Here is a 3,195-nt window from a genome sequence, read left to right on the forward strand (position 1 = left end):
AACCGCCGTGGTGCTCTTCACAACATTGAGTGGTCCAGTGGGTTCGGCCGGGGCCTGGACGCTCGGGGCGGGCGAGATGTCAGCCGCCGGCGCAGAACGGGTCACGGGCGCGGCGCGGCGAACGGGCGCGGCTTCACGCACCACCGGGGCCGGAGCCACCGCCACCGGAGCGGGCGTGGCCACGGGCGTCGAGCTCAGCGGCGGGCTGACGGTCACCGGAGCCAGCGGCGTCGATGTCACGGCAGCCGGGGCGGGCTCGGCCAACGGTTGGGCCTCGTCACCACCGGTCAGCAGCATCGTCGCCGCACCACCGATCAGAGCCAGGGCACCGATGGGGGCCAGCACCATCCATGTCTTCAGCTTCTTCTGCTTGACCGGGCGGCGCGCGTAGGACGGCGTGAAGACGGCATCCTGCTCCACCGAAACAGGGGCCAGAGTGTCTTGAGTATAGGTGTAGGTCATCGTGATCCTCCAGAAACTTAGATCACAAAAACCACCCCGATCGATCGTGGTTCCGTCAAATCGACCATGACGCGAAGAAACACCTTTCGCGCCACAATCGTGACACTTGCCGATCGCGGCAGTCTATACTCGAGAAGACGACCGTTTCACCTTAGAAGCTGGTGACTTCCGAGATCGACAGAACCGCGCGTTTGGTCTCACCTTCGGAATAGGTGCCGACCCAGATTTCATAGCGGCCGTTCATCGGCGTCAGTTCCACCACCGGGTTCGAGTCCTCGCCAGAGTCGTCATCGCAATACCACCGCCCGTCCGGGCCGTTGACGATGATGGTCGTGTCCGCGTTCGATATGGCCGAGATCTTGATGTTCGGCGCGCCCTTTGAGCTACCGCTCCAGAACAGACGGACGTCGGGACTTTCGGTGATGTAGCCGGTGCAGCCGTCGAATCGGTCGTCGGCATCGACATAGCCGCCGGCTTGCAGGCTGAGCAGGGCGGGGTCGGGGGTGAAGCCGGCCGACAGGTTGAGCTCGCCGTAGTTGGTGTCGCTGTCATAGTCCTGGGCCGAGACGGCACCGGCTCCCAGTACGGTCATGCCCGCGACAAGGGCAGTCAGGATCAGGTTTCGCATCGCATCGGGTCCCCATCCGCGTCGGCCAGCCCGAACATCGGTTGGCGGCGATCCTATGCGCGCCGGACCGTCTCCTTCAAGGCCACGCTTCCTGACGCCGCGTCACCGGCGCAACGGCGCCACGCCGGGGCTGAAATCCGTCCTGTGACGGCAAGTCCCGACGACGCGAGTTGACCCGGACCCGACGGATGTCCCATCACAGCCGCAAGGCGACGTATCAGGAGTGACGACAACCATGGGTCTCGCAGCGAACATTCGGCGCGACCTCAAGTTCGCCCTCGGCCTGCGCGCGCTGCTCAATCGCATCAAGCCGATCCAGCTCGACAGCGACGTCCTGGTCTGTGACGACTTCGAGGAAGCCGTCGACAAATTCGGCGACAATGTCGCGGTCGAGGACGAGCATCGGTCGCTGACCTATCGCGAGCTCGACGCCCTCGCCAACCGCTATGCGACCTGGGCGCGGGGCCGGAACCTGCGTCGCTCGGACGTGATCGGCCTGGTCATGACCAACCGCGCCGAATACCTGGCCGCCTGGATCGGCTTCTCCAAGGTCGGGATCGCCACGGCTCTGATCAACACCAACCTGTCGGGTCAGGCGCTGGCCCACTGCCTGAACATCGTCAATGTGGCCCAGGTCGTCGCCGACGAGGACACCTGGAAACAGGTCGAGACCGCGCGCGCCCACGTCACCCGCACCATGCTGCTCTGGGTCGTCGGCCTGAAGACCGAGGACGAGGCGTCGGAGCGACGAAATCTCGACAATGCGGTACGCAGCGGCTCGTCGGTACGGCCGCCCAAGACGGTGCGCGCCGGCCTGAGCAACCGCGACACGGCCCTGTATATCTATACGTCGGGCACCACCGGCCTGCCCAAGGCCGCACGCATCCCGCACTCGCGCGCCCGCACCTATATGCGCGCCTTCGCCGGCTGCACGAAGTCGGGGCCGGAGGACCGGATCTACAACGTCCTGCCGCTGTACCACTCGACCGGCGGTCTGGTCGGGGTGGGCCCTGCCCTGCTGAACGGCGGCCGTCTGATCCTGAGGAAGCGGTTCTCGGCGACCCATTTCTGGAGCGACGTGAAGACGTCGCAGGCGACGATGTTCGTCTATATCGGCGAACTGTGCCGCTACCTGGTCAACTGCCCGCCGCATGACGACGAGCGGGCCCACAAGTTGACCCTCGCCTACGGCAACGGCCTGCGCCCCGATGTCTGGACCGACTTCCAGTCCCGGTTCGCCATCCCCCGCATTCTGGAATTCTACGGCTCGACCGAGGGCAATGTCTCGCTGTTCAATTTCGACGGCAAGGCGGGCGCGATCGGGCGGGTGCCCAAATTCCTGAAGAAGCAGATCAACATCCGTCTGGCCCGCTTCGACGTCGACACCGACGAGGTCGTGCGCGGCAACAACGGCCTGGTCCAGGAGGCCCGCGTCGGCGAGATCGGCGAGGCCATCGGGGCCATCGCCAACGACATCCGTCACGACTTTTCCGGCTATGCCGACAAGGCCGCGTCGGAGAAGAAGATCCTGACCGACGCCTTCGCTCGCGGCGATCGCTGGTTCCGCACCGGCGACCTGATGCGTCAGGATTCGGAGGGCTATTTCTACTTCATCGACCGGATCGGCGACACGTTCCGCTGGAAGGGCGAGAACGTCTCGACCTCCGAGGTCGAGCAGCGCCTGACCGAGGCACCGGGCGTCAAGGAGGTCATTTCCTATGGCGTTCCCGTCCCCGGCCAGGAGGGGAAGGCCGGGATGGTCACCCTGTTGCTGGACGGCGGCCGGTTCAACGCCACCAGCTTCAATGCCTATGCCGCTGAACACCTGCCCCCCTATGCCCGGCCGGTGTTCGTGCGCATCGCCAAGACGCTGGAGACCACGGGCACGTTCAAGTATCGCAAGGTCGATCTCGTCACGGACGGCTTCGATCCGGCCAGGGTCGATGGGACCGTCTACGTCCGCGGCGGCAAGGCCGGCTATCAGAAGCTGACGCCCGCCGGGTACGAGGAAATCGTCTCGGGCGCGTTCCGGCTGTAATCCAATTGCCGCCCTCTCCCTCCCCCTCGGGGGAGGGCAGATCGCGAAGCGATCGGGTGGGGGCGGC

3 protein-coding genes are annotated in these 3,195 nt (G+C 65.5%); 1 reads left to right on the forward strand and 2 read right to left on the reverse strand.

What is annotated here, in order from left to right:
- Both JHC99_RS18175 and JHC99_RS18180 read right to left on the reverse strand, forming a co-directional pair.
- Nucleotides 1–462: hypothetical protein (locus JHC99_RS18175; protein ID WP_292156091.1), on the reverse strand; the 462-nt coding region annotated here is incomplete at its 3' end.
- Between the two features lie 151 nt (nt 463–613).
- Nucleotides 614–1,090: a hypothetical protein gene (locus JHC99_RS18180; protein ID WP_292156092.1), complete on the reverse strand. Its 477-nt coding sequence runs from the start codon at nt 1,088–1,090 to the stop codon at nt 614–616.
- Between the two features lie 235 nt (nt 1,091–1,325).
- On the opposite strand from JHC99_RS18180, the gene JHC99_RS18185 reads away from it, so the two are divergent.
- Complete coding sequence (locus JHC99_RS18185; protein ID WP_292156093.1) at nt 1,326–3,128, forward strand: long-chain-acyl-CoA synthetase; 1,803 nt, start codon at nt 1,326–1,328, stop codon at nt 3,126–3,128.
- Nucleotides 3,129–3,195: the final 67 nt, after the last annotated feature.

The organism is Brevundimonas sp. (assembly GCF_016463485.1).
Lineage (GTDB): Bacteria > Pseudomonadota > Alphaproteobacteria > Caulobacterales > Caulobacteraceae > Brevundimonas.